Here is a 25,876-nt window from a genome sequence, read left to right on the forward strand (position 1 = left end):
GAAGACTACGTGCTACCTGGAGGGAATCTCTTCCGGTTGGTTTACGTTCCCGGCAAATAACCATGCTCCAGTGGATTTATGCACTACAGCAACCATAAATGGACGATTGACCTCCATCTTGATCCAATCTGTGGGTGGTGCACTTCCGGCCTGCATCTCCACCAGCGTTGAAGCTGCCGCTTCAGTCCCTTGCTCGCTCACTTCCATCACGGCGCGATGCAATACCTGACCAATGTATGCCTGCCAATTCGGGTCACGAGGAATCATTTTCGTAAAATCTGCGGCATAAGGGTCAAAAGCTTTCTCCATACCCAACTGTTGCAACGTCTCTTTCAGGTTCATGCCGTATTCCGCACGAAAACGTGGCAAGGACAGCCCAACCAACCTGTATTCAGAACCAGTATCCAGCCGTTTCGGGTCATCCAGCAACTGCTGCTGAACCTCTTCCAGTGTACGCCCCTCTCGCGGCAAAACGACAAGCAGATGCATCTGTCCTTCTCCGTAAGGCAGCCTAACCGCCTGCCAGTCCTCATTCTCCGAGTATTGGAACTGCTTCGTCTGATGCATCATCCGCACAGACAGGTGCTTTCCATTTGCCAGCTTGAACTCTTCATCCGTCGTGTACTCCGGGTCAAACTCATCCATCCAGTTACCATCAAATGCAATGGCATTCACCAGAATCATCAGGGTTTCCTTTGCAGGAGGTTCCTGCATCAAATTTGGAATCATGCCTTCGGTGTGCTGCTTCACCCATTGATTGATCTCTTCCTTTGCTTGTGCTGGTTGTCCATTTAACGTCCTGATCTCGGCTTCATAAGTTTGCTGTACGGTTGTTTGATACGTCTCCTCTACCGGGATTCCGTCCTTCATCCACATGGAGTTCGCTATACCGATCTGTATGCCTTTTCCCGGATGGGTCAACAACTGCTGCAAAGCCGCTTGAGAAGCATTCACTTGCTCCATTTCTAGCCCCGACCAGCCCATTACGTCTGCCATCTCTCGCCTAGTCTCACCTACGCTACCGTTATATGCCATGCCAATCGCCGCCGCAATGCTGTAAGGAGAGATCAGCAGATTATTTCCGTCAGTCTTATCTTTTGTACCCATCTGTTGAAGAATGTTCAGCCCAATGGTGTTCATGGCTTGGATTCTTTCGGGTTCGATCTCTTTCAGAGCAGCATTTCGTTCTGACTCGGATAGCTCCTGATTCGAATTGAATTGCATCTTGTTCGGGTCACCCTTTGCTGAACAGCTCGTAATGATCAGCCCAGTTATACAGCATAATAACAGTAATACTCCTAACCGTGCATGCATCGTAATCCCCCCTCATCCGTAATACTCAGATACCCGTCTTAGCAATTCACTGATTTCCTTTTTTTACTAGACGTACGGTTGAGAAAAAAGGTTACTTTACACTCATATGCCATGGTCAACAATTTCTACTGTAATAAACACCATTCAAAACGAGTCAAAACGGTTATATCTATACCATATACGAATGGAGGGATTCCCTATGATTCCGGCAACGTTGGAACAATTGGAGCAAATTCGCAAGGAATGCCGTACCATGGTCAAAAAGAGAGCCACCGCTTCCGCTGGTACAACACTCGTTCCTCTTCCAGGTACAGACGTCCTGGCCGATGTGGGGATGCTTATGCAGCTATTGCCTGCCATTAACAATAAATTCGGATTATCGCAAAAGCAGCTCGACGGTATGGACCCTGAGACCAAATCCATGATCTACGGATTCGTCATGTCCATCGGAAGTAAAGTCATCGGACGTATGGTAACCAAAGAGCTGGTGGTACAGGTTCTGAAAAGGGTCGGGGTACGCGTAGCTACCAAATCAGTCGCCAAATTTGTCCCCTTTGCAGGCCAGGGACTGGCTGCCGCGCTCAGCTTCACGGCCATGCGTTATGTCGGTAACAAACATGTCGAGGACTGTTATGAGGTTGTGAAACGCATGATCGAGCAGCGTGAATTGATACCGGGTGAGCCAGCGCCTTCTGCGCTTGAGGAAGCAGAAGACGCTCCAAAATTGGAAGTGAAGACGTCATCGAGCAACAGCGAAGGTAAAGCTCCAGAGGATTCGAAAGAGAATTAAAAGAAAGAAGAAATGATATCGTGGCATACTTACATTGGTCACAAACAAATAGCCGGGTTCACCCAAAGGGTGAACCCGGCTCAGGCTGTCGAGAAAGTCTCGACAGCTATCTTTATATCCAAACCATTTAAGACGACACCGCGTTAATGTTGTATAATATAGGTAACTATTTTATAGAACGGATGGTGTTCTACATGCTACGTTCCAACCGAGAAAAACAGCAATCTTACGAATTTGTTTCCATAGAAGATTTGGTCCCACAAGATCATCTGCTCCGTAAAGTAGATAAATATATTGATTTTTCTTTTATTGATGAAATGGTTCGCCCCCTATACTGTGCGGATAACGGACGTCCTGCGATAGATCCAATCGTATTGTTCAAAATGATTTTTCTGGGTTACTTTTACGGCATCCGTTCTGAACGCCAACTGGAACGGGAGATTCAGATGAATCTAGCTTACCGCTGGTTTTTAGGACTCGGGTTGACCGACAAGGTTCCGGACCATACAACCATTAGCTGGAACCGGCGAACTCGCTTCAAAGATACAAACATCTTTCAGGATATTTTCGATGAGATTGTCATGCAGGCCATTTCGCATCGGATGGTCGGCGGACGTGTTCTGGTGACCGATTCAACTCATGTTAAAGCGAATGCCAACAAGCACCAATACACCAAACAGCAAGTACTGCAAAATACCAAAGATTACGTGGACGAGCTTAACGCCGCTGTGGCGGAGGACCGGAAAGAGCACGGAAAAAAGCCCTAAAACCTAGAGAGGAAGTGACTGAGCATAAAGAAATTAAAGTGAGCAAGACTGATCCGGACAGCGGGTATATGATTCGAGACGGTAAGCCCGAGGGCTTCTTTTATCTGGACCACCGCACCGTGGATGCCAAGTACAATCTTATTACGGACGTGCATGTCACACCGGGAAATGTTCATGATTCTGTTCCCTATTTGTCGCGTCTGGATCGCCAGCGAGAACGTTTTGACTTTAAGATCGAAGCCGTTGCCCTAGATTCGGGTTATTTAACCACGCCAATTTGCCGAGGATTGCAAAGCCGAAAGATTTTTGCAGTGATTGCCCACCGAAGATTTCATTCCAAGCAAGGGTTGTTTCCGAAATGGAAGTTTACATTTGATGCGGAACGAAATCGTTATGTCTGCCCTGCAAATCACGAACTGAGTTACCGCACAACGGATCGAAAAGGCTACCGGCAGTACACGTCAAATCCAGAGCATTGCAAGAACTGCCCCTTGCTGGACCAATGTACGCAATCCCGAAACCGCCGGAAGGTGGTGACCCGGCATGTCTGGGAAGACAGCAAGGATTGGGTACGGAATAACCGACTCAGCAAGTCAGGCAAACAGTTGTACCGCAAACGAAAAGAAACAATTGAGCGAAGCTTCGCGGATGCTAAAGAGCTCCACGGGTTTCGCTATTGCCGTTTGCGAGGGCTACCAAACGTCAGGGAACAAGCACTGATGACGGCAGCCGTGCAGAACATGAAGAAGATGGCGATCCACCTGGATCGCCTGGAGAAACGGGGGTAACCCCTCCGATTTCCCAATTTTACATCTGCCAAAACTAAAAGAGAAACCCGATGTCATGAAAATGACTGGGTTTCTCGACAAGCTGAGCCGGGTTCACCCAAAGGGTGAACCCGGCTATTATGTTAACGCCATCTAGGATCAGATCGCCTGTGGCTGTTGCTCCGTAAACTGACTATTGTACAGATCAGCATAGAAGCCTTGTTTCTCCATCAATTCCTCATGATTACCCTGCTCAATCACGTTACCATGATCCATGACAAGAATCAGGTCGGCTCCGCGAATGGTGGACAATCTGTGGGCAATGACAAAGCTGGTGCGATCCTTCATCAGATCATTCATCGCTTTCTGGATGAACACTTCGGTCCGTGTATCGACACTGCTCGTTGCCTCATCCAGAATCAGAATGGCCGGATTCGCCAGAATTGCTCTCGCAATCGTCAGCAATTGCTTCTGGCCCTGTGAAATGTTCGATGCTTCTTCATTCAGTACCGTATCATATCCATCAGGCAAGGTACGAATGAAGTGATCGGCATGAGCCGCATCGGCTGCCTTGATGACTTCTTCTTCCGTTGCGCCTTCTCGGCCATAGGCGATGTTGTCACGGATCGTTCCGTTGAACAGCCATGTGTCCTGAAGTACCATCCCAAACAGGCTGCGCAGCTTGCCACGTTCCATGTCCACGATATTAACACCGTCAATCGTAATTTGGCCGTCCTGAATTTCGTAGAAACGCATCAGGAGGTTGATCAACGTTGTTTTCCCCGCTCCAGTCGGCCCAACAATGGCTACCGTCTGACCCGGTTTTACATCAATATTCATATTATGAATGAGTAACTCATCCGCTTTATATCCAAAATTCACACCATGGAATGCAACGGCACCCTGTGGTTGCTGCAATTGTACTGGTTTCGAAGACTCTGGAACCTCTTCCTCTTCATCCAGCAATTCAAATACCCGCTCCGCCGAAGCGATGGTGGACTGAATGATATTCGAGATGTTGGCAATCTGGTTAATCGGCTGAGTGAACTGACGGGAGTACTGTGTGAATGCAAGGATATCCCCGATGGAGATGGCACCACGCATAACAAAGATCCCGCCGACCACACAAATCAGCACATAACCAAGGTTACCTACAAACGTCATCAGTGGCATGATAATCCCCGAGATAAACTGGGCTTTCCAACCGGATTCATACAGCTCTTCGTTCACTTTTTCGAACTGTTCTACCGAATGTTCTTCCCGTCCAAAGGCTTTAACCACTTTGTGTCCGGTGTACATTTCCTCGACATGGCCGTTCAATTCACCAAGTGATTTCTGCTGGCCTGCAAAGTGTTTTTGCGAACGGGATGCCACCATCATCACAACAACTACGCTTAATGGCAGTGTCAAAATGGTAATCAGGGTCATCCAAGGACTAATGGTCAACATCATGATGATAACCCCGACAATGGTAACTACAGACGTAATGAACTGAGCCAAACTTTGCTGGAGCGTATTACTGATGTTGTCCACATCGTTTGTCGCCCGGCTTAATGTTTCCCCGTGGGTACGGGAGTCAAAATATTTCAGTGGCAGACGTCCCACCTTGGCGCTGATCTGCTCACGCATGTCATACACAACTCGCTGAGCTACACCAGCCATCAGATATTGCTGAATGTACATGAAAGCAGCACTAAACAGATAGAGTCCCACAAGCAGATACAAAACTTTCATCAAGGCAGGAAAATCAATGCCAGCCCCCTGCACACCCTGAAGAATGGCAATAGCGCCTTTACTGAGAATATCCGTACCTTCTGCCATAACCTTCGGGCTGATAATGCTGAACACGGTACTTAGAATCGCAGCAACCAGCACACCCAGCAAACGGTAGCTGTGGGGTTGAAGATACCGCATCAAGCGCCGCAGTGTACCTTTGAAATCCTTCGCTTTCTCCACGGGAGGCCGCATGCCCATTCCGCCTCCGGGATGACCCGGCCCGCCAGGGGGACGAGATGACTTGCGTTCTGAACGTTCACTCATGCGATCTCCTCCTCTGTCAGCTGGGAGGATACAATCTCGCGATATACTTCATTGTGCTCCATCAGCTCTTTATGTGTTCCCGATCCGACAATCCGTCCCTCATCCATAACCAGAATGCGATCCGCATCCATAACCGTACTTACGCGCTGAGCTACAATTAGCACCGCTGCTTCAGTCGTTTCGGACTTCAGGGCAGCACGAAGTTTGGCATCCGTTTTGAAATCAAGAGCCGAGAAGCTGTCGTCAAAAATATATACTTCTGGACGGCGAATCAGTGCGCGTGCAATGGACAAACGCTGCTTCTGTCCACCCGATACGTTGTTACCTCCCTGTGCAATGACGCTGTCGTAACCGTCTTTCATCTCCGTAATGAAGTTCTCTGCCTGGGCCGTTTGAGCGGCTCGAACAATCTCCTCCATCGTGGCGTCATCCTTCCCGTGGCGGATATTCTCCGCAATTGTTCCGGTGAAAAGAATCGCTTTTTGTGGTACAAATCCGATTTTGGCCCGCAGATCTTCCTGCCGTAGCTCACGGACATCTGTTCCATTTACCCGTACACTGCCCTCCGTTACATCATAGAAACGTGGAATGAGACTGAGCAATGTGGATTTACCTGAGCCCGTACCCCCAATAATCGCTGTGGTCTCACCCGGGCGTGCCGTAAATGAAATGCCTGACAACGCAGCATTTTCCGCACCCGGATAACGGAATGTCACGTTATCGAATTCAATCGTGCCTTGCAGCGATTTCATCTCACGAGGCTGCTCTGGGTTGCTGAGATCCGGATGCATATCCAATACTTCGTTGATCCGCTCTGCCGAAGCCGAAGCTCTTGGAATCATGACAAAGATAATGGAGACCATAATGAGGGAGAACATGATCTGCATCGCATATTGAATAAAGGCAATTAATGAACCAATATTCATATTCCCGCTGTCGATACGCTGTCCACCGAAATACAGGATGGCAATCATTGAAAAGTTCATAACCAGCATCATAACAGGCATTAATGTTGCCATGAGCACATTCACTTTAATGGAAACGTCTCTCAGATCTGTATTGGCTCCATTAAAGCGAGCACGTTCATGTTCCCCACGATTAAAGGAACGAACCACGCGAATCCCAGTTAGTTGCTCACGCAGGACCAGATTGAGTCGGTCGAGTTTTTTCTGAATTTGTTTGAACAAAGGCAGACCTTTCGCACCAATCAGTGCAATGGCTCCAGCCAGTACAGGCAGGACAACCAGGAAGATGGTCGATAATTTGGCATCTTGGGATACCGCCATGAAGATACCACCGATACACATCATCGGAGCCATAACCATCATGCGCAGCATCATCGTTAATACGTTCTGGACCTGCGTAATATCATTTGTGGTACGAGTGATTAGTGAAGCTGTACCCAATTTATCAAATTCCTGCAGCGAATAGTTCTCCACATGGCGGAATACTCTGCTGCGCAGCTGTTTGGCAAATCCACCCGCTGTGCGGGATGAAAGGTAACTGGCTGTTATAGAACAAGCCGTGCCTGCTATCGCAATCACCAGCATCCAGCCACCAATCTGCCAAATGTATGGAACATCTCCTTTTATTATGCCGCCATTAACGATGTCCGCCATCAGGGTTGGCAAATACAGTTCAGCTAGCGACTGTAACAGCACCAAACCCAGTATGAAGAAAATGGGGACTCGGTAAGGCTTAAGCATGCGAAACAATTTCATCATGGCTTATCATCTCCTTGTGTGGACGCATCCGTCTGTTGGGAAACCCTTGTATCAAAAAAGGTGTACACCTTGGTCAACAATGCCGCTAATTGAAGACTGTCTTCCTCACCCAGATGCTCAACGAGCTTATTAAATATCTCCATGCGCTCCTGATGTGCCGCCCGAATAATTTCCCGACCTGCTTCGGTAATGGTGATGCGGACTGCGCGACGATCCTCCGGGTCCATGGTTCGTTCAACCAGCCCTTCGTCTTCAAGCCCTCGAATGACAGGAGTAATCGTCGGCGATTTCACTCGCAACAAAGCACTAATTTCCGATACTTTCAGTCCTGGGTGTTTTGAATGTAGCGTGTCATTGAAGTTAGGAGGATTATCCTGCCAATTCAATCGTTCTCCCGGATGCATGCCGTGGAGTAAACAACCCAGAACCATAATTTCATTGTGATTACGCCCATGCGGTTTATGTTGCCTCCATTTGCCTTTATTAAACTGCATGATGGAATACAAAAGCTTCTGGGCAACCGGATCTATGCCAGTCATTATTGTCCCCCCCTTATTTTCATTATCATTCCATAGAGGTCCAACATCATAGGACATCTATTAAATAGCATTCCAATTAAATAGCCAATCAATTAATTAGGTGCACTAAGTATATTCCTGCAAAAGTTGAAAGTCAAACAGCAAATGCACAACAAAAAAACCGTGACTTTAAAGCCCCGGTTTTGAACCATATATAGAAGAATCAGGACTGCGAAGCAGAAACAGTTTTCAACGCAGAAGCAAAAGGGAAATATTCCTTCGCATTGTTGTATGCAATGCCTTGTACGATCTGTCCAAGTAGATCCATATCATGCGGTACCTCGCCTTGTTCGGCCCATTCACCGATAAGGTTGCAGACCAGGCGGCGGAAATACTCATGTCGTGTGTAGGAGAGGAAACTGCGGGAATCGGTTAGCATGCCGACGAAACGGCTGATCAGACCTACATTCGCCAGCGCCTTCATTTGAGCGAGCATGCCATCCTTCGTATCATTGAACCACCATGCTGCACCAAGCTGAATTTTGCCTGGAATACCGCCGCCCTGGAAACTGCCGATAATCGCTGCGAGCACTTCATTGTCCCGAGGATTCAAGGAATACAAGATCGTTTTCGGCAACGCTTGCTGCTGCTCCAGCGCATCGAGCAAACCGATCATGGCTGAGGAAAGCGGCGTATCATTAACGGAATCATATCCGGTATCCGGACCAAGCTGGGCGAGCATACGGCTGTTATTATTGCGGGCCGCATTAATATGGAACTGCATTACCCAGCCTCGATCTGCGTACAGCTTGCCGAGGAAAGTCAGCGTTACCGTCTTGTACTTGTCCTCTTCCTCACGACTGACCTTCTCGCCTGCAATGGCTTTGGCAAAAATCGCTGCTGCTTCCTCACGTGTGGCCGTGCCGTAAGGTACATAATCGAGTGCATGGTCAGACACCCGGCCTCCTACGGAGTGGAAGAACTCTACCCGTGATTCCAGAGCGGAGAGGAATGAGTCATAATCGGAAATCTCCGTTCCGGCTGCCTGCGACAGCTTGCCTACCCATTCCGAGAATGTATCGCGGTTCAGTTCCAAGCCTTTATCCGGCCGGAATGAAGGCAATACTGCGGTATCGAATCCTTCAATTTCCTGAATCTTCAGGTGATATTCCAAGGAATCACATGGATCATCCGTTGTGCATACCACGGTCACATTGGATTTGGTAATGAGATCACGTGCACCGAATCCGTCACTGTTCAGTTTTGCATTTACTTTTTCCCAGATGGCCGGGGCGCTCGTCTCATTCAACACTTCATAGACACCGAAATAACGCTGTAATTCCAAATGAGACCACGCGTAAAGCGGGTTACCAATCATCATCGGTACGGTTTTGGCATACGCCAGAAAACGATCGTAATCGGTTACACCCTCTCCACCCGTAATGTACTGCTCCTCAATTCCGTTTGCGCGCATCAGCCGCCATTTGTAGTGATCACCGTATAACCAAGCCTCTGTAATATTGCCAAAGGTTTTATTCTCGTAGATCTCCTGTGGACTCAAGTGGCAGTGATAGTCAATAATCGGCATGTCCTTCGCATAGTCCTCATATAACTTGATCGCCGTTTCATTGTGCAGCAAAAATTGTTCATCCAGAAAAGACTTCATTCGTCTCGCACGCTCCCTTTAGGTGAGTTTACGTTCATATGGGTTTACTTCCCAATCTTTACGCTACACTGTTTGCCCACAAAGTTCAATATAAAATGATAGCGTTATCACAAAAGGTTGATTTAGGCATATTTCCTGGAACGAGGTATACTGGTTTTAATCTAATTGATGCTGATCTGAAGATAGTAGAAGGAGATGAAATGGATGAAAATAACATTTCTCGGTACAGGAGACATGTTCAGTGTAGAGCAACACCACAACAGTATGCTGGCCGAATTCGGCGATACACATCTGGTGATTGATTTTCCGGAATCCAATGCAAAAGCATTAAAGGAATACGGCTATCCAATGACAGATATTCACAATGTGTTTATCACCCATCTGCATGAAGATCATATTAACGGAGTACAGATGCTCGGATATTATTCACAGATTGTGGGCGACCGCAAGCCACGTCTGTTTATCCACAAAGAACTGGTTGATCCGTTATGGAATATTTTATCCCCAGGCATGCGTTATACAACCGATGGGGAGCGTACGATGAGCGACTATTATGATATCGTACCTTTACCGGATGGAGGCACATTTGAGCTGGGGGGCGTGACATTTGAGACTTTTCGAACACAGCACGTGCCGGGTATGGTCAGCAATGGCCTTCTTGCAAAGCCCTACTTCTACTATAGCGCGGATAGCACGCTGAATCAGGAACGGGTAAAGCTGGCCGCCGCAGACGTACAGCTGATTTTCCACGAATGTCATATGCATGATCTGGTGATCAAATCACACACCTCACTGAAGGATCTGCAACAACTGCCTGCCGAAGTGAGACAGAAAACCGTGCTCATGCATTATCATGATGAATACGCGGATGCGGACAAACGGGCACAGTTCAACCAAAAACATGATCTAAGAATGGTGGGCACGCTGGAGTCGTTTGAACTGGAAGTGTAGTTCTGTTTTCGTACGAAACATGGGGAACTATTTCCTAAAAACTAAATTAACCCAAAGTGGGTATCCCGGAGCCATTTCCACGGCAACGAGATACCCACTTTGATTAGTGCTGTATATTTTATTCTCCCTGCTCACCCTGATCCGGGAGAGCCCACACGGAGACGCCTCCACCACATACATGGAAGGTGGCCCAGCCGTCTTTCTCAATAGTAATGCTATCCTCACAGCTGTGCGTCAGATCGGTCCAGACTTCGCCAGCACGGTGTTCGCCAACAAACATCCTTTTCTCACCATCATCACCATTCGAGATAACTACTGCACAACCGGAGCCTTCGATTTCGTCCAACCCGCGGCGTACCCACCCAATCGTGTTCGCGTGATCGAAGTAATCTTCCTGCTCTCCATAAGCTTTGTCGTAACGGGCTGACATCAGGATATCCAGAATGTCCTTCTTACCCTCGACAGGTTCGGGACCTCCAATGCCGTAATAATCACCATAAAAGACAACCGGGTAACCGTCACGACGCAACAGCGTCAGCGCATAGGCGCTCGGCTTGAACCAATCGCCCACCCAGGATTCCAGCGCTTCATGCGGCTGGGAATCATGGTTATCGACAAACGTTACAGCATGCGTTGGATGTGTCTGCACCAGGGTGTCATCAAAAATCTTGGAAAGATCAAAATCCCGGCCAGCCAGAGAGGCTTCATGAAGTTTGTAATGCAGGGACACATCGAACAGATCAATCTTATAGTCCACCGTATCCAGAAATTCACGGCATGCATCGAGATTGGAGTTCCAGAACTCGCCCACAATGTAGAAATCCTGCCCCCGTTTGCCGATCATCTCAGCAGCGAATTCCTTGATGAATTCGTGATTGATATGCTTGATCGCATCCAGTCGAAAACCGCTGCATTGCAGCGTATCGATGAGCCATTTTCCCCATTGGAGCATTTCCTGCCGGACATCCGGGTGATTGTAATCAATATTGGCGAACATCAGGTAATCATAATTGCCGAACTCATCGTCGACGTTCTGATTCCAATTCTTGTTCTCCCCTACAATGCGAAACACACCGCTTCGTTCTTCCTTGGCATCAAAGTCGGTACCGTTGAAATGTTCGGCGTTCCATTTGAAAGAGGAGTATTGATCCCCGCGGCCCGGAAATGTAAACTTGGTCCAGCCCTCGATTTCGAACGGTTTGGAGATTTCCTTCAACCGATCATTGGGATCAACCTCAATCACTTTGAAGACTTCCTTCTCATCCGCACCTGCCTTATGGTTCATCACCAGATCCACATAGACGGCAACGCCATTCTTCTGACACTCGGCAATCGCCTTGATCAGTTCCTGCTTGGTGCCATATTTGGTGCGCACGCTGCCCTTCTGGTCAAACTCGCCCAGATCGTACAGGTCATATACGCCGTAACCGGTATCCTCTGCAGAGACGGCTTTGGTCACCGGAGGTACCCACACGGAGTCGATGCCTTTGGCTTTCAGTTCTGGCGCCATTTCGGCCAATCGCTTCCAGTGGTTTCCGTCTGCGGCCAGGTGCCATTCAAAAAACTGCATCATCGTATGATTTCTCTTCATTCCCAACCGACCTCCTTGATTGCTTTCGAAGCGGACCACGGCACGCATCTGTATCGTCCTTATTCGTTCGTATGCTATCCAAGTAATACCCTTTTCGGCCTATCCTTCAATCATGCACAGAAAAGAAAGCTGAAAAGTCTGCGATCGTTCTTTAACTAAATATCATTATTGGGGTGAAATCCGTGTGTAGTCTTGCCATTCCTCGGGCAGCAATGAACGATACGGTTCCTCGGTGAAACGATCATCAACCAGCACCAGCACGCCCTTGTCCTCTTCCGTACGTATCAGTCTTCCACCTGCCTGCAACACCTTGTTCATGCCGGGAAAAACATAGGCATAGTTGAATCCGTTGCGCCCTGTCCGACTATAATAATCGCGGAGTACGTTGTTCTCCAGACCAATCTGGGGAAGTCCGGCCCCGACCACCACAACTCCATTCAGACGATCACCCGGCAGATCCACACCTTCAGAAAATACACCACCCATAACGGCAAATACCAATCGTGTTCGTTCAGGATGCGGCTGGAAAGCGTTCAGAAACGCCTCCCGTTCCTCTTCACTCATGCCCTGCTCCTGCATCACGACTTCTGCCTCGCCCGGCTGTTCCATATACGTCCCATGTACTTCGCGCATATAAGGATAGGAAGGGAAAAAGACGAGCAGGTTGCTATGTGGCCACTCTGCAACCAATTGGCGCAGCATATTGGCAATTGGCTGTCTGGAACGTTCACGATCCCGATAGCGAATCGATAATGGCAGCAATCTCACATCCAGCTGCTCCCGCTGGAAAGGCGAAGCAATACGCAAGGTATAATCCTCTTCCTCCGCACCTAGCATATCCCGGTAATAACCAAGAGGTGACAATGTCGCAGAGAAATGAATGGTAGAACGGAACCCTTTGGCAGTCTGGCGCAGCAGCACAGATGGATCCAGGCAGAACAGCTTCACTCGCACTTCACTTCGTACACATTCCGCATAGGTAATGAAGCGTTCATCGTACAGCTTGGCAATACGCAGGAAATTCTGTGCGGTGAAATAGGCTGCCAGCAGCAATTCATCCGTCTCCGCATTCCCCGAACCGCCTTCAACAAGGCATTGCTCCGCAACCATGACAAAAGGCTCCAGCAGTTCAATCAGTTCCTCCGGCGCCTCCTGTTGCAGCAATTTGCCCTCATCCCCACCGTTTTTGCGAAGCGTGATCAGGTATTTGTCGATGGCGCCCGTACGATCCGCGATGGCTTTGGCCGCGGTAACACTGCTGTCCAGCGTCTGAAATTCCCTTTTGACATCCAGAAAGACCGCCTTCTCCAGCTCTGCCGAAAACATCATCCGGCCACGATCGACCAGATTATGTGCCTCATCGACCAGTAAAACCGTCTTGCGCTTCTGCTCCTCCAGCATGCGTTTGAGAGAGATGCGCGGGTCGAAAATATAGTTATAATCGCAGATCACCGCATCGGCTGCATACGCAGCATCCAGTGAAAATTCAAATGGACACACCCGATGCTTGCGCGCGTACTGTTCAATAACCGGGCGTGTCATTAACGTCTCATGTTCCAGCATATCCAGCACGGCTCCATTAATACGGTCATAATACCCTTCGCACATGCCACACTGTCCCGTATCACAGGCTTCCTCTTCCTTGAAACAGATCTTGTCCTTTGCGGTCAGACTGATCACATGCATCTTCAATCCTTCCGCCTGCATCCGGGCAAAAGCCTCTTCTGCCGCCACTCGCGTCGTCGTTCTCGCGGTCAGATAGAACAATCGTTTGGCTTCTCCTTCACCAATGGCCTTGACCGTGGGAAACAGTACGGACATCGTTTTGCCAATACCCGTTGGCGCTTTCGCCATCAGTCCCTGCCCCTCGCGGATTGTCTTGTATACGGCTCCTGCCAGCTTGCGCTGTCCCTCTCTGTATTTGCGAAAAGGGAAAGGCAGCTCTCGCACGCTTATATCGCGCTTCTCTTCATAAGCCACAATCATCTCTGCGTATGGCGCGTAACCAGCGACCAGCTCTGCTGCAAACTGTTCCAGCTCCTGCCGTTCCAGCATCCGCCGAAACCGTCTTTCTTCATTGTTCACGGTGTGCACGTACGTAAGTTGTACCTGCATACGGGGCTCATCATGCTGAACGGCGTACATATAGGCATACATCATGGCCTGCGCCCAGTGTACTGGGGCCCCATCGCCCAGGTCGTCCAAATTTCCCGCAGTTGATTTGATCTCATCCACCGTCAGTTGACCATCCAGACGAATCAGTCCGTCACATCGTCCCTCCACCATGTAGGTCAAGTCTCCGTGCTGCAGTTCCACTTCGAGAACTACTTCTTTCAAATCCTCTTCCGTGTAGTCCTTCTGCACCCGTTGGTGTATCCGGGTTCCCTCCTGCATCGATGCATTAGTGCGGAACCCTGGACGTATGCTGCCACTGCGGTACACATATTCCACCAAAGGCCTGACTGATATTCGAATTGCGGTTGTCATGCGATCACCCGTTCTGTTTGTAGTGACTATACTTTATCATGAAAAGCAGTGCTCAAACCAGCCAATCAGCGGATTGGACTCGTCCCTTCCCATATGCTATGTTGAAGTGGAATGTACTTAAATGAGGAGGCATCTTCTATGTATATCTATTTGGTCCCTTCACCGATTCCGGATGCACTTGCTGCATATCCGCATCTGACTTTGCGCAGCGAGGAACAGGTTCGTTTGGCCATTGAATCGACAGAACGTCTGATGAACATTGAGTCCGATGATAACGTAGCGGCGTATGAAGCCTTCGATGCCGCAGGCTCCTGGACAGGCGGCGGTTATGCCGTTCTCAACAATATACCCGTAACCGAAGATGGACGGAATGACTTCGAGGAACGCTTCAAGAACCGTGCACGCAAAGTGGAAGACGAACCCGGCTTTGTCGGCATTCGTGTGCTTCGTCCTTTAAAGGACGATACGTACGTCGTACTTACACTCTGGCAGTCCGAAGATCATTTCAAAAACTGGCAGCAGTCTCAAGCCTATAACCATGCTCACCGCAACCGCAGCACGAGTGAAGGGCTAACCGCACAGAAGCCCACCATGTTTCCAAGACCTTCATTCGTCACGACCTTCACCATAGAGTAAACGAACGGGAGCAAAACAAATGGTTATGCTCCAGAATCTGTATACAAGTTTACAGATATACTGTAATCACACTTTGGGTAAGCATCATTTAATTATGTTCACTTAAAAATGCAACCCCTTCCGCCTCTTCTTCAATTGGAAGGGGCTTTTTGTATATGTGAGGTCATGAATGACCCCAAGCCCCTCTCTCCTTTTTCCAATAATTGAAAGAAATGAGCAACCAAGAAGTTCGGTGCTTTTGACACGACATACCATGAGATAGCATAATACTTGTTAAATGAAACTTCGGAAAGGAAGGAAGGCGGTAACTTGTCACGCAATTCACTCACCCGGTTTCTAAGCGGACCGTTTATAGTGTTCACCGTTATTATGATGATCAAAAGCTCTCTGGCCTGGATTGTGATCTTCGATGACATCCCCGTCTGGAAACCGCTGCTGACAGAGTTGCCGCTGATCTGGATCTGCTTCTGTCTGATTGAGTGGTTCGCAGCCAAACGCCGGATGTGGCTCTATCTCGGACTAAATCTGGTGCTATCGGGCATCTTCTTCGCAGCGATCATGTATTACAAATATTATGGTGTGATTGTCAATTATCACGCACTCGCACAGGTTAATCAGGTAACCTCGGTCAAGAGCAGCATGTTCTCTTTGCTTGATCCGTATTATTTGTTTATTTTTGCAGATATTCTGGTCATCGCGGGGATTCTGATTCGTCGGCGGATCAAGCTCGGCGGGACTGAACGTCCCGGCAGAGTGCCGCTTGAACGAAGGGCCAGAAGACGGATTGCCTCAGTCATTCTGATTCTGTCGATGATGCTGTGCATGCTCAACATATACCCCAATCGGGCGAGTATGAGCGAAATTACACAGGCGGAGCAGATGGGGATTCTCGGTTACGAAGCGTACACCATCCTGGCTGATCGGCCTGACAAACCCGTGCCCCTCGATCAAATCGATCAGAATCATATCGACGAGATTAAACAAACGACAGCACTGCCCGCTGTTGTGAAGGAAGGTGCAGCCAAAGGACGCAACGTCATTGTCCTCCAGCTCGAATCATTCCAGAACTTCCTGATCGGATTGCAGGTGGACGGACAGGAAGTTACCCCCAATCTGAATAAGTTGGCTGGACAAAGCCTGTACTTCCCGAACTTTTATCAGCAAGTCGGACAGGGAAATACGTCGGATGCCGAGTTTGTGGTAAATACATCGTTTTACACACCGCCCAACGGGGCTGCAACTACCGTCTATGCCAATAAGGAGTTACCAAGTCTGCCCAGACTGATGTCCGCGAACGGTTATCAGACAGCCACATTCCATACGAATGATGTGCACTTCTGGAATCGCGATCAGTTATACAAGGCGCTTGGATTCGACCAGTATTATGACATAAATTATTTCGGAACAGAGGATTCCATCGCCTTCTCGGCATCGGATGAAGTGTTGTACAGCAAGACACTGGATAAACTCGAGGCCATGCAGGCATCAGGGTCACCTTTCTATGCACAAATCATATCCATGTCTGCACACCATCCTTACCATTTGCCAGAAGATAAGAAAAGTCTGACGTTGCCGAAACGCTACGTTAATACGTTGCCTGGGGATTATCTTGTGTCCCAGCATTATGCCGATCAGGCAGTGGGACAATTTATTGAGGGACTTAAGGAACGTGGACTATGGGAAAATAGCCTGCTGGTCGTTTATGGCGACCATCTGGGTCTGCCTATCTACTCGCTGGATCGGACTGATGAGAAGCTGATGCAGGAAATTTACGGTCGGGAGTACACGTCTGCGGACATGATCAATATTCCACTTATCGTCGCGGCTCCTGGCATCACGCCAGCAGCTCAGCTGGAACAGATCGGAGGACAGGTGGATATTCTGCCAACGATCGCCGGGTTGACCGGTGCCTCTCTCCAGAACCAACTGTATTTCGGGCAGGATTTGCTGCGTGAGGGAAATAATCTGCTGCCAGAGCGCTATTATCTTCCCTCCGGTTCCGTACTGAACGATGCTTCACTGTTCGTTCCTGAGACGGGGTACGGTGATGGTACGCATTATTCTCTTGCAGATGCCGGGAGACAGGATGTCGTTTCGGCAGAGCCTGATCAGGAGAAGGGCACGATTCCCGACAGTCTGGAGGATGAACCGACCCTGCCCTCATCTGCCATACCATCTGAAGAGGAGTCGACCTCTTCAGAATATATTACGAAGGAACAGTACGAACGGGCTTTGGATCTTCTACACTTATCCCACAGTTATCTGAGTCAGTTACCGAATCGAAATGCAGTGAAATGATCCAACATGCAACATGAACTTTTTTTCTTTTAACAAATTTAATCCATGATGACAAAAGACAAGAGCCCATGAAAGGTCGTCCGAGAACGATCTGGTTCATGGGCTTTTTCCATTCTTTTAACCTCTAGATCTAACACTTTCTCCCCAACTTTCTAACAAAAAGACACCTATAACCATCCGAATCATCCATTGCCAACAAATTCCCCTCTCTAGCGAAAACACCTGGACGTTCCTCTTCCTTGAGCAGCGGTTTACAATGAAAGCGTATTATTCCTTGTCGAAGGAGGAGAATGATGAAACTCGATCTGAACTTTGTACCCTTCAGCCGCAGAGAGTCGTTCCTTGCCGTCTCTCTTCTGCCTGAAGGCAAGAATAGACAGCAGGGCCTCTACCTACGAACTGTGCGGGGTGGAGATGATAAATTTGGCGAGGCGTTCCGTATCGAACTGTTGGATCAGCAGAATCAGACGATTCCATTCACGGCAGAGGCTTCTCCAGAAACTATCCAGCTGAATTCACCAGTGTCGGCAATCTTTGCTGAGATCTGTATTTCGGATAGCCGCACGGTCCGCTTCCGCTCGAAAGGGTGCGGGATCAGATTGACCTTTATCCCGTCAACTTATGATTATGCATATGAGGCGAATAAGAACAGCTGGGAAGTAAATAGCTTCACCCATGAATGCCGCTTCATGCTGACTGGAATTGTAGGCGACATGAAGCTGGAAGTGCCGTGGGATAAAATCAAGAGCTCACGCGTAATCGCAGAGTTCAATCCGGATACAGACACGAATACAGCTGAGTTTGCCGTTGAGGAGTTCCGCACAGTATGGGAGCCTCGCCCACAATGGGATTCCTTTGATGATGACGTAAAAGCGGTTAGGACTGAATTCAGCCAGTGGCTAGACAGTAGTCTTGCGATCCCTGATCGCTGGCAGGATGCGCGGGAGCTCGCTGCTTACATTACTTGGTCCTGCCTCGTTCCGGCGGAGGGTTGTCTGACGCGTCCAGCTATGTATATGTCGAAGAATTGGATGACGAATATATGGAGCTGGGACCACTGTTTCAATGCGATGGCGCTTGTTCGCCATGATCCAAAGCTTGCGTGGGACCAGTTCATGATCTTTTTTGATCGGCAAGATGAGAGTGGATTAATTCCTGACTTTGTGAACGATAAATATGAGCTTTGGAACTGCAACAAACCTCCTATTCACGGATGGACACTGGCTTGGATGATGCAACGTACGGATTATATCCGCGAGGCGCAGCTTCGTGAAGTGTACGGCCCATTGTCCAAGTGGACGAAATGGTGGTTCCGGTATCGTGATGATGATGGTGATGGGATTCCCCAATATAACCACGGTAATGATTCCGGCTGGGATAACAGCACCGCGTTTAATAATGGAATTCCTGTAGAAAGTCCGGATTTAGCTGCCTTTCTGATTATCCAGACAGAGCTTCTGGCTGAAATTGCTGGGTTGCTTGGGCTTACCAAGGAATCTTCTGAATGGAGAAAACTGGCGGATGATACGCTGGAGAAGATGATCAGCCACTTCTGGAAAGATGATAGATTTATCTCCTTACGTTCAGGTACACATGAACCTTCAGCTGGAGACAGTCTGCTGTTATTCATTCCGATTCTACTGGGCAAACGCCTTCCTGAACCCATCAGAGATCTTCTTCTGGAAGGGTTACGGGAGGAGAATCGCTTCCTAACGGAAAATGGTTGGGCGACCGAGAGCATAAGCAGCCCCTACTATATACCAGACGGGTACTGGCGTGGACCGATCTGGGCTCCATCAACCATGCTGCTCGTGGAGGGCGTAGCTGCTGCCGGTGACCTGGAGCTGGCTCGGGAAGTATCCCGCCGCTTCTGCAATATGCTTAGCCGGAGTGGTATGGCGGAGAACTTCGATGCGCTGACTGGTGAAGGCCTACGTGACAGGGCATTCACATGGACATCAAGTGTGTTCCTGGTTCTGGGGCACGAGTACACAATCTAAAACCAATATTGCACGTCCCTGGCTGCTGTTTTAAACAGCTTTCCGGGGAGGTGCTTTTCCCGTTTCCTCGAAAAACTTTATTTGCACACGACAAATTGAAAGCGTTACCATGAAATGATTGGATTCTTCTATAGGCTACCTGTCCGTGCTAGAATGCAGGTAGATGTAGTTATAGCGAGAGGGGAAACCGTTTATGAACATCCAATGGATCAGGCAGCTTAATAAACGCATTTTCTCTGGTTCCTACCGCAGTATACGGACCAAGCTACTCTTCTGTTTTCTCATCGTGACTCTGATTCCGCTGCTCTCGCTTGGTGCATTGTCCTATTACCAATCCGCCAAAATCATTAATTCCCAGTTTGGCAAATATGGTGAAAATGCTGTAGCGCAGTTGGAGCAACAAACGAGTTCATCTTTAAGCAGAATGAAACAAATGAGTGAAACGATCTATTCGTATTTGCTTGATCCCGCCCATACCGATCTAAGGAATCAGGCACCTACAAGCTATAGTGAAATCATTGAGAAGAATGACTTTGAAGCACTACTGAAATCGCTGTGGACGGACCAAACCGCAGGAATCTATATCATTACACCCTCTGGCTATTATTATGGAGAGAACAATTTGGATGTTGCCAAGCTGAAAAATATAGCAGAATGGAAGACAAAACCCACTTCTTATAAAGGATTATACTGGCTCGGTTTTTATATGCAAAATCACGCAATGAGCAGCTCAGGCGATTCGAATCTTCCCGTCCTTGGACTCGCTGTTCCGATTCATAATTCCAACGGAACGCAAAATGGAAGCACTATACTCATTGAGGAGAATGCCCAGGAACTGATCCATATGTTCAAGCTGTTTGAGACAGATACGAAGGCGCATCTGACCATTAAAGCTTCGGACGGAAGAATTGTGTATGAAAGCGCATCTACTTTTACGAAGAAGGATAGTGATATTACATGGATTCGGACGCTTGCCGTGAACCAGTGGACCATAGAAGCAAGATTACCTGCCAAAGCCTTCTACCTGTCCTCGGGCATTATTCGGTCGAATACCATTGTCGTGGCCGTTATTTCATGTCTGCTTGCCTTTGGATTCGCCTATCTGTTCTCATCGAGGTTTACAGCGCGTATTCGTACGCTAAAGGATTCAATGCAGAAGGTCAGCTTCGGTAAGCTGGATACACGGATGCCGATCGAAGGCAGAGATGAGCTAGGTAGCCTTGATATGAGTTTTAACCGGATGGTAAGTGGCGTCCAATCGCTTGTACAAGAAGTGGAACAGAGCGAACGACTCAAGAAGGAAGCGGAACTGAAGGCTTTCCATTATCAGATTAACCCCCACCTGCTGTTCAATACGTTGAACTCCATTCAGTGGAAGGCCCGTCTGGAAGGGGCTGATGATATCCGGCAGATGTTATATCATTTAACGATGGTGCTGGAAGGAAATCTGGATATATCGCAGGAACTGATCACGGTGGGCAGAGAACTACGCATGATTGAGCATTTCTTGAAAATTCAGGAGATCAGGTATGGAAATGTGTTCAGCTATGAGCTGAATTGTGAGGACTCCCTGAAGCAGTATCTGATCCCGCGTATGACTCTGCAGCCACTGTTTGAAAATATATTTTTCCACGGCTTCACGGATGGAATAGGTGTAATCAAGCTCGACGTCACCGTAGAAAAAAATGAACTTCTGCTGACTCTCCGGGATAATGGAGCAGGTATGACAGAAGAAAAACGGGAGCGTTTGCTTGTTCCAGATCCGAAACGTCGTGGTCGCGGAGGATTAGGCGTCCAGAACGCAGACCAGAAATTCAAACTGCATTTCGGCTCGCAGTACGGACTTACAGTACATTCGACTAAGGGTGAAGGTACAGCGATTGTCATTCATTGGCCCAAAGAGGAGGAGCGTCCGGATGGATACAGCAAAGAGAATTAAGGTGCTGATTGCAGATGATGAGAGTATTGTACGGAAAGGTCTACGTTCGACCGTAGCTTGGGAGAAATTTGGAATGGAAGTTATAGCAGACGCGCCCAATGGACAAAAAGCCTGGGAAGCCTTTCTGGAGCATCGGCCTGAAATTGTAATTACCGATATTGTAATGCCAGAGATGGATGGCATTGAGCTGTCTCGCAAGATAAAGGAGATGGCGGCGAAGACAAAAATAATTCTGCTCAGTTGCCACCGAGATTTTGAATACGCACAACAGGGAATTCAACTTGGGGCATCCGGATATCTTTTGAAAACCGCTTTTGAGGACGAAGAACTTGAAGACATGTTAAAGAAGTTCCAGCAGGAACTGTCTGTCTCCGCTCCCCCCTCTCCAAAGGATGAAGAACGTATGGAAACACTGCTCTTTGCATGGCTGAACGGGCATAGCTGTAAATTTCCAGAGGAGCTGGAGAAGCTGCATGGCGGTCAATCGCATGTTAATGGTCAGCCGCTGTTGATATATCTGATTCGAACGGCAGAATGCGGAGCATCTTGGACCGAGCTACTACAAGAAGCTGAGAAGAATGACCGTAGCATGCGCGAGGGTACGACCATTCCTTATGGAGAAGAATACTACTATTGGATCGTTCCTGATACGCTGCGAGGGTCTGCAGACAGCCTTCTGGTAGAGAGTAAGAGCAAATGCAGTCAGTTGAAGTGGACTCGTAAAGAATCCTTGCTCAACAGCGATGATCTGAAGCAGGCGTTCCAAAACCTTCATAAAGAAGCTGAGCTAGAGAAGCTGTATGGGATATCCGTAAATCATTGGCCAGATCCGATCTGGAAAGCCGTGAATCTACTATATGCTAATCCCGCAGCTGACTGGTCAGCCAGCGAACTGGCGGAAGAGGTTGGGCTCAGCCGCAGTCATTTCTCCATTCTGTTTAAGAAGGCTGTCGGTGATAGTTTCATTGCCTTCCAATATAAACGGAAACTGCGCCTTGCTTATGGCTTACTGCGGGATACACACCTAACCATGCAGGAAATTGCCGAGCGAACAGGACTTGGGGACAGCAAATATTTTAGCAAATGGTTCAAACGCTGTACGGGTCAGACACCGAGCTATTACCGTGCCCAACAAAAAGACGAAAGGTCCCGAACAGATTGACACCTGCTTCAATAATTCGAACAAAATCACAACAACATTCGAATAGATACACGTTTTGAACCGCTTTCATTCGCGTTACGATGAAAGCGGTTCAATTATTATAAACCTCACTGACAGGGAGCTGACGATATGAAGAAGAGAATTTCACTCATTGTCCTTGCAACGACGCTGATGGTATCTATACTGTCTGCATGCAGCGGTAACGCTGGAACAGCCAATCCGGAAAACGGCGGTTCGGATCAGACGAAGACACTTCGTTTTGCAACCTGGGATACGGGAGACGCGCTCAAAATTGAGCAGGATATCGCCAAGAAGTTTGAAGCAGAACATCCCGGTACAAAGGTGCAGGTTGAGGCCTATGCGGACGGATTTGACCAGAAGCTTGCCGCAGGCTTTGGAGCGGGTAACCCCCCAGACGTCATGTACATGTGGGACTTCCCTACCTACCATCAATCTCTTGAACCACTGGATAGCTTCGCAGAAAAGGATAAAGACCTGAAGATAGATGATTTTTACAAAGGATTGTTCAACTATGGAAAAATTGACGATAAGCTATACGGCATTCCGGCCGGCTTCACGACTCGTGTCGTCTATTATAACAAAAAGCTCTTTGATGCTGCCGGTGTCCCTTATCCTAAGGACGGATGGGAATGGAGCGAATTCCAGGATATCGCTAAGAAGCTGACGGACACATCCAAGAAGCAGTACGGCTTCGGTGCCCGTGCCGAGAATGATACGTATGACTTGCAGGGCTTTGTCTGGAGCAACGGTGGCTCCTTTATTTCCCCGGACGGTAAAAGCATCGAAGGCTACATGAACAGTAAAGAAACCGCTGAAGCTATCCAAATGTTTGGTGATATGGTCAAGAACGGCAGTGCCGTGCTCACAGGTGGTAAAGGCCAGCAAAGCGGTGATGATATTTTTAAAGGCGGTAAGATCGCCATGTGGGAAAGCGGAATCTGGCCGCTCGAATCATTCAAACAAGCAGGAGTTGATGTAGGTACGGTCGAAATTCCGGCTTTTCCAGGCAAACCGGTTAAAGGTGTACTTGCAGAATCTGCCCTGTCTATTGCTAAAGACTCCAAGCACAAAGATCTGGCATGGGAATTCGTTAAATTCTATGTCTCTAATGAATCGATCAAAATGCGTGTTGCTGACCTGCCAGTACGACAAAGTGTTGTAAACGAGCTCAAAAAGGATCAGGACCCGCTCTACAAACCTTATTACACCATGCTTGAGCGTTCGGATAATAAACCTGCATTTCTACTCAATCCGAAGTGGAATGAAGTGAACCGACAGCTGTCGGCTGCAGTGGAAGCAGTTATGCACGGCAGCAATGCCCAAGAAGCGCTGAATCAGGCGGTTAAGGACAGCGAGCGATTTTTGAAATAACACTTGTAGAAAGAAGGTTAGGAGATGGCTCAGACCTACCTGCAGAATACATCAGAACCGACAGCTACCCTTAAGGCCTTGAAAAAACGCAAATGGGGTGGGCTTGCACCCTACCTCTTTATCTTCCCTTGGATATTTGGATTTATTGTCTTCACGTTAGGTCCCCTACTGTTCTCACTGGTCATTTCATTTTTTGATTGGCCAATCGTCGGTAAGGTAACTTTTATCGGGCTAGACAACTACGTAGAGATGTTTTCGAATGATCCGCTTTTTTGGAAATCTTTATTTGTAACACTGAAATTTGCAGCCCTCTTCGTTCCGCTCAATATTGTAGTTGCACTCGGACTTGCCATGCTGCTAAACCAAAGGGTTAGAGGAAGCGCCATTTTCCGTACGGCATTTTATCTACCCTCCGTGATCTCAGGTGTGGCGCTTGCTATGATCTGGTCGTGGGTATACAGCGGAGACTATGGAATTCTGAACTATTTCTTGTCTGTCCTGGGCATTCAAGGGCCCGATTGGCTGAATGATACGAACTGGTCACTTGTTGCGATGGTCGTTGCCAGCCTCTGGGGACAGGGATCGATGATGCTTATTTTCCTGGCTGGACTTAAAGGCATTCCTAAGGACCTGTACGAATCCGCTTCAATCGACGGAGCAGGTAAAATCCGAAAGTTCTTGAGTGTGACCATTCCGATGATTACGCCAACAATTCTGTTCAATCTCATTACATCAATTATTGCAGCATTCCAGCAGTTAACTCTTGCCCTGCTACTTACGGGAGGCGGGCCAATGAAATCAACCTATTTCTATGCGATGTATATGTATGAGAACGCTTTCAAATATTTTAAGATGGGTTACTCTGCCGCCAATGCCTGGTTTATGTTTCTGATCGTGCTTACCTTGACGTTTCTGGTATTCAAATCTTCGGAAGCCTGGGTGTTCTATGAAGGTGAAATGAAAAAGCAGCCGCAGAAGAAACTTAAGGCCAGTAAAAGGGGGCGGTCCTGATGAAAAAAATAGTTGCATACGTGTTGCTGATCGGGTTCTCACTGCTATTCATCGCCCCCCTGTTCTGGGCGGTGACCACAGCACTGAAATCACCGCAGGAGCTCTATCTGTTTCCTCCCAAATGGATTCCGTCCGTCTGGAAATTCAGTAACTTCGCAGAGGCATGGAATATCCAGCCCTTTAATTTATTTTTGAAAAACACACTGCTCGTTACGGTTTTATCCACCCTGGGTCAGCTGATATCCTGTACACTCGTCGCTTACGGCTTCGCCAGATTCCACTTCAAAGGGCGTGATTTCCTATTTCTTGTCGTCCTAGCAACCATGATGATCCCTTGGGAAGTAACGATGATTCCGCAGTATATGGAGTTTAACTATTTGGGTTGGATCAACACACTCAAACCGCTGATTATTCCATCGTGGTTCGGCTCTGCCTATTATATCTTTTTGTTGCGGCAGTTCATTATGACCCTCCCTCGGGAGCTGGATGAAGCAGCGACGATTGACGGCGCTAGTAAAATGACGATTCTGCTGCGAATCATCGTGCCGCTGATGGGACCTTCGCTGATCCTGGTCTCCGTATTCCAGTTCATGAGTTGTTGGAATGACTATCTGGGACCGCTCATTTTCCTGAATGATCAGACGAAATATACGTTAACACTTGGCCTATCTCAATTTAAGGGCATGTACGGTGTTGATATGCAATCCATCATGTCCATCACCTGCTTAATTTCGATTCCGCCACTTGCGATTTTCTTCTTCGCCCAGCGTTACATTGTTGGCGGAATTGCCACGACAGGTATTAAAGGATAGGACACACAGAT

Annotated in this window: 18 protein-coding genes; 11 read left to right on the forward strand and 7 right to left on the reverse strand. The window is 48.2% G+C overall.

Annotated elements, in window-relative coordinates:
* Window positions 1–12 precede the first annotated feature (12 nt).
* The gene (locus AC3ITG_RS30325; protein ID WP_489252240.1) at window positions 13–1,314 is read right to left on the reverse strand and encodes a serpin family protein; all 1,302 of its coding nucleotides are present in this window, start codon (window positions 1,312–1,314) and stop codon (window positions 13–15) included.
* A 199-nt stretch (window positions 1,315–1,513) separates the two neighbouring features.
* On the opposite strand from AC3ITG_RS30325, the gene AC3ITG_RS30330 reads away from it, so the two are divergent.
* Both AC3ITG_RS30330 and AC3ITG_RS30335 read left to right on the forward strand, forming a co-directional pair.
* Entirely contained in the window at window positions 1,514–2,104 is a 591-nt protein-coding gene (locus tag AC3ITG_RS30330; RefSeq protein WP_489252241.1) for a hypothetical protein, read from the forward strand.
* A 194-nt stretch (window positions 2,105–2,298) separates the two neighbouring features.
* Window positions 2,299–3,659, forward strand: a protein-coding gene (locus AC3ITG_RS30335) for an IS1182 family transposase (protein WP_489252242.1) whose coding sequence is annotated in 2 segments (ribosomal slippage) — window positions 2,299–2,869 and window positions 2,869–3,659 — 1,362 coding nt in all. Because the reading frame shifts where the segments join, the coding sequence is not laid out codon by codon here.
* 138 nt (window positions 3,660–3,797) lie between these two features.
* On the opposite strand, the gene AC3ITG_RS30340 is transcribed toward AC3ITG_RS30335, so the two are convergent.
* From AC3ITG_RS30340 to uxaC, 4 genes are all read right to left on the reverse strand, one after another.
* The gene (locus AC3ITG_RS30340; RefSeq protein WP_489252243.1) at window positions 3,798–5,678 is read right to left on the reverse strand and encodes an ABC transporter ATP-binding protein; all 1,881 of its coding nucleotides are present in this window, start codon (window positions 5,676–5,678) and stop codon (window positions 3,798–3,800) included.
* Window positions 5,675–7,402, reverse strand: a complete 1,728-nt coding sequence (locus tag AC3ITG_RS30345; RefSeq protein ID WP_489252244.1) for an ABC transporter ATP-binding protein — start codon at window positions 7,400–7,402, stop codon at window positions 5,675–5,677. Before AC3ITG_RS30345 ends, AC3ITG_RS30340 begins: the two co-directional genes overlap by 4 nt.
* Window positions 7,399–7,941: a MarR family winged helix-turn-helix transcriptional regulator gene (locus tag AC3ITG_RS30350; RefSeq protein WP_413374175.1), complete on the reverse strand. Its 543-nt coding sequence runs from the start codon at window positions 7,939–7,941 to the stop codon at window positions 7,399–7,401. Before AC3ITG_RS30350 ends, AC3ITG_RS30345 begins: the two co-directional genes overlap by 4 nt.
* A 202-nt stretch (window positions 7,942–8,143) precedes the next feature.
* A complete protein-coding gene (gene uxaC / locus AC3ITG_RS30355) occupies window positions 8,144–9,586 on the reverse strand; it encodes a glucuronate isomerase (protein ID WP_413374171.1) in 1,443 nt (480 codons plus the stop codon).
* A gap of 204 nt (window positions 9,587–9,790) precedes the next feature.
* Between uxaC and AC3ITG_RS30360 the strand changes: the two genes are divergently transcribed.
* Window positions 9,791–10,537 carry an MBL fold metallo-hydrolase gene (locus AC3ITG_RS30360; RefSeq protein WP_489252245.1) on the forward strand — a complete coding sequence of 249 codons (747 nt, stop codon included), beginning with the start codon at window positions 9,791–9,793 and terminating at the stop codon, window positions 10,535–10,537.
* A gap of 118 nt (window positions 10,538–10,655) precedes the next feature.
* Here the strand turns inward: AC3ITG_RS30360 and AC3ITG_RS30365 are convergent, their stop codons facing one another.
* Window positions 10,656–12,128, reverse strand: coding sequence for an alpha-amylase (locus AC3ITG_RS30365; protein ID WP_489252246.1), 1,473 nt, complete (start codon window positions 12,126–12,128; stop codon window positions 10,656–10,658).
* Between the two features lie 165 nt (window positions 12,129–12,293).
* Entirely contained in the window at window positions 12,294–14,615 is a 2,322-nt protein-coding gene (locus AC3ITG_RS30370) for a helicase C-terminal domain-containing protein (RefSeq protein ID WP_489252247.1), read from the reverse strand.
* Window positions 14,616–14,753: 138 nt separating this feature from the next.
* Between AC3ITG_RS30370 and AC3ITG_RS30375 the strand changes: the two genes are divergently transcribed.
* From AC3ITG_RS30375 to AC3ITG_RS30410, 8 genes are all read left to right on the forward strand, one after another.
* Window positions 14,754–15,251 (forward strand): antibiotic biosynthesis monooxygenase family protein, encoded by a 498-nt coding sequence (locus tag AC3ITG_RS30375; RefSeq protein ID WP_090994860.1) that lies wholly within the window; start codon window positions 14,754–14,756, stop codon window positions 15,249–15,251.
* A 309-nt stretch (window positions 15,252–15,560) separates the two neighbouring features.
* On the forward strand, window positions 15,561–17,549 hold the full coding sequence (locus AC3ITG_RS30380) for an LTA synthase family protein (RefSeq protein WP_489252248.1): 1,989 nt from the start codon (window positions 15,561–15,563) through the stop codon (window positions 17,547–17,549).
* 293 nt (window positions 17,550–17,842) lie between these two features.
* On the forward strand, window positions 17,843–19,549 hold the full coding sequence (locus AC3ITG_RS30385; RefSeq protein ID WP_489254549.1) for an amylo-alpha-1,6-glucosidase: 1,707 nt from the start codon (window positions 17,843–17,845) through the stop codon (window positions 19,547–19,549).
* A 193-nt stretch (window positions 19,550–19,742) separates the two neighbouring features.
* Window positions 19,743–21,488: a sensor histidine kinase gene (locus AC3ITG_RS30390; protein ID WP_489252249.1), complete on the forward strand. Its 1,746-nt coding sequence runs from the start codon at window positions 19,743–19,745 to the stop codon at window positions 21,486–21,488.
* Window positions 21,466–22,650 carry a response regulator transcription factor gene (locus tag AC3ITG_RS30395; RefSeq protein WP_489252250.1) on the forward strand — a complete coding sequence of 395 codons (1,185 nt, stop codon included), beginning with the start codon at window positions 21,466–21,468 and terminating at the stop codon, window positions 22,648–22,650. The genes AC3ITG_RS30390 and AC3ITG_RS30395 overlap by 23 nt, the downstream gene beginning before the upstream one ends.
* Before the next feature lie 129 nt (window positions 22,651–22,779).
* Complete coding sequence (locus AC3ITG_RS30400; protein WP_489252251.1) at window positions 22,780–24,042, forward strand: ABC transporter substrate-binding protein; 1,263 nt, start codon at window positions 22,780–22,782, stop codon at window positions 24,040–24,042.
* A gap of 24 nt (window positions 24,043–24,066) precedes the next feature.
* On the forward strand, window positions 24,067–25,053 hold the full coding sequence (locus tag AC3ITG_RS30405) for a carbohydrate ABC transporter permease (protein ID WP_413374160.1): 987 nt from the start codon (window positions 24,067–24,069) through the stop codon (window positions 25,051–25,053).
* Window positions 25,053–25,865 (forward strand): carbohydrate ABC transporter permease, encoded by an 813-nt coding sequence (locus tag AC3ITG_RS30410; protein WP_489252252.1) that lies wholly within the window; start codon window positions 25,053–25,055, stop codon window positions 25,863–25,865. Before AC3ITG_RS30405 ends, AC3ITG_RS30410 begins: the two co-directional genes overlap by 1 nt.
* Window positions 25,866–25,876 lie beyond the last annotated feature (11 nt).

The sequence above is a fragment of the Paenibacillus sp. GL_099_B genome (assembly GCF_057835695.1).

Coding starts and splice junctions, on each gene's coding strand:
- AC3ITG_RS30325 (WP_489252240.1), bottom strand. CDS start 1,314: ATGCATGCACGGTTAGGAGTATTACTGTTATTATGCTGTATAACTGGG.
- AC3ITG_RS30330 (WP_489252241.1), top strand. CDS start 1,514: ATGATTCCGGCAACGTTGGAACAATTGGAGCAAATTCGCAAGGAATGC.
- AC3ITG_RS30340 (WP_489252243.1), bottom strand. CDS start 5,678: ATGAGTGAACGTTCAGAACGCAAGTCATCTCGTCCCCCTGGCGGGCCG.
- AC3ITG_RS30345 (WP_489252244.1), bottom strand. CDS start 7,402: ATGATGAAATTGTTTCGCATGCTTAAGCCTTACCGAGTCCCCATTTTC.
- AC3ITG_RS30350 (WP_413374175.1), bottom strand. CDS start 7,941: ATGACTGGCATAGATCCGGTTGCCCAGAAGCTTTTGTATTCCATCATG.
- uxaC (WP_413374171.1), bottom strand. CDS start 9,586: ATGAAGTCTTTTCTGGATGAACAATTTTTGCTGCACAATGAAACGGCG.
- AC3ITG_RS30360 (WP_489252245.1), top strand. CDS start 9,791: ATGAAAATAACATTTCTCGGTACAGGAGACATGTTCAGTGTAGAGCAA.
- AC3ITG_RS30365 (WP_489252246.1), bottom strand. CDS start 12,128: ATGAAGAGAAATCATACGATGATGCAGTTTTTTGAATGGCACCTGGCC.
- AC3ITG_RS30370 (WP_489252247.1), bottom strand. CDS start 14,615: ATGACAACCGCAATTCGAATATCAGTCAGGCCTTTGGTGGAATATGTG.
- AC3ITG_RS30375 (WP_090994860.1), top strand. CDS start 14,754: ATGTATATCTATTTGGTCCCTTCACCGATTCCGGATGCACTTGCTGCA.
- AC3ITG_RS30385 (WP_489254549.1), top strand. CDS start 17,843: ATGAAACTCGATCTGAACTTTGTACCCTTCAGCCGCAGAGAGTCGTTC.
- AC3ITG_RS30390 (WP_489252249.1), top strand. CDS start 19,743: ATGAACATCCAATGGATCAGGCAGCTTAATAAACGCATTTTCTCTGGT.
- AC3ITG_RS30395 (WP_489252250.1), top strand. CDS start 21,466: ATGGATACAGCAAAGAGAATTAAGGTGCTGATTGCAGATGATGAGAGT.
- AC3ITG_RS30400 (WP_489252251.1), top strand. CDS start 22,780: ATGAAGAAGAGAATTTCACTCATTGTCCTTGCAACGACGCTGATGGTA.
- AC3ITG_RS30405 (WP_413374160.1), top strand. CDS start 24,067: ATGGCTCAGACCTACCTGCAGAATACATCAGAACCGACAGCTACCCTT.
- AC3ITG_RS30410 (WP_489252252.1), top strand. CDS start 25,053: ATGAAAAAAATAGTTGCATACGTGTTGCTGATCGGGTTCTCACTGCTA.